General features: G+C 45.1%; 2 protein-coding genes. Both read right to left on the bottom strand.

The annotated features are described in order from the left end of the window. Positions 1–482 (bottom strand): DUF5712 family protein (locus tag BLS59_RS31115; RefSeq protein ID WP_240315425.1); only part of this gene is annotated, 482 nt, incomplete at its 3' end. A 24-nt stretch (positions 483–506) separates the two neighbouring features. Beyond that, complete coding sequence (locus tag BLS59_RS31110) at positions 507–1,058, bottom strand: BfmA/BtgA family mobilization protein (protein WP_091157932.1); 552 nt, start codon at positions 1,056–1,058, stop codon at positions 507–509. Positions 1,059–1,255: the final 197 nt, after the last annotated feature.

The following is a 1,255-nucleotide window of genomic DNA, read 5'->3' as shown; positions in this document are numbered from 1 at the left end:
ACATGCATCTGATTACCGTCTTTACGATCGCCGCGCTTTTTAAGTCCCTGCTTGACCTCCGGGTCTTTGTGGCTGTAGTAACGATGATTTTCCAGCTTGGCAAACCATACCAGGTCTTCATGGCTGTGAATACCGTCCTTTTTAAAGTTCTGTGCATAAGCATCCATTACCCGGACGGCGAACCCTTTCATTTGCTCTTTTGCACCTTCTTCCCCATATTGCTCTTTTAGAAACGCGATCTCTTTCTGGCTGGGGCTGACATTGACCAGGAAGAATTTGGCATCGTCCTTACCCAGCTTGGCGATATTATTGTCTATTGTCCGCATCACCTCATAAGGCTCGATCCTGATCTGCTGGCCATTGAACCAATATTCGGGCTGTTGTTTGTTATCGATGCGGTTCTCTTTTTCAAGGTAATGCACCAGCCCTGCGCTGCTGCCTTTATTAGCTGCCTCTTTACTATCGGTGATATTAATAAACATAAGCCTCCCTACACTGATTATTACTTACAATAAATCAACCTGCGCTTTGGTAATTGAGATTAGTTCCTCTTTTTCCCGGCCTGATGTCATCATGCCAAATGCATCCCTGGACTTGATATAGCTGTCCAGGATGAACAGGAACTGCGCTTTCAGTGCCTCTTTGCTTTTCTGGTTTTTCCTGATCGTTTCCATCATCACGCCAATAGCGTTCAGCTTCTGGTCGTGAACGTTCTGTTTATTGAGCACATCGACGTTGCGTTTAAGCACTTCAGTGTTAAAGCGGTCGATGATCTTGCCCTGCGATACCGTCACCCTGTCCATTTCCGTTTTCATCGGGATAAGCAGCAGGTTTTCCTGGCTTTTAATAAAACCGATATACTGCTGGTGGTTCTTCATCAGCGTATTTTTTAACAGCTCATCATTCAGGTCCATCGGGTCTTTCTTGCTTTTATAAAAGTAATCCACCATCTGGATGAAGACCTGGCGTTTCGTGCGGCCCAGTTTGAGGGCGATCTTTTCAAACTTCTGATCTACCGTAACAGGGTACCTGACCGATCTTATATTAATATCTTCCATCGTTTAATCTTTCTTGGCATATAGCTGTATATACCTTTAGCTGTTTATACAGGATACCCCTAAGTATCCTGTTTTCTTTTATTTCACCGGCTAAAACGCCCTTAAGTATCCCCGGAGGATACGCAAAACCCCATTTGCAGCGCAAATGCAAGCAAAGCAGGGCCACTGCCCAGCTTCCGCTTGCTCCTTTTCTTTTG

This window comes from Mucilaginibacter pineti (assembly GCF_900101875.1).
Classification (GTDB): domain Bacteria; phylum Bacteroidota; class Bacteroidia; order Sphingobacteriales; family Sphingobacteriaceae; genus Mucilaginibacter; species Mucilaginibacter pineti.
Note: the sequence above shows the minus strand (reverse complement) of the source record. Positions and strands in the feature narration are given on the sequence as shown.

Excerpts from the sequence above, each read along its gene's own strand:
- BLS59_RS31110 (WP_091157932.1), bottom strand. The coding sequence starts at position 1,058 with ATGGAAGATATTAATATAAGATCGGTCAGGTACCCTGTTACGGTAGAT.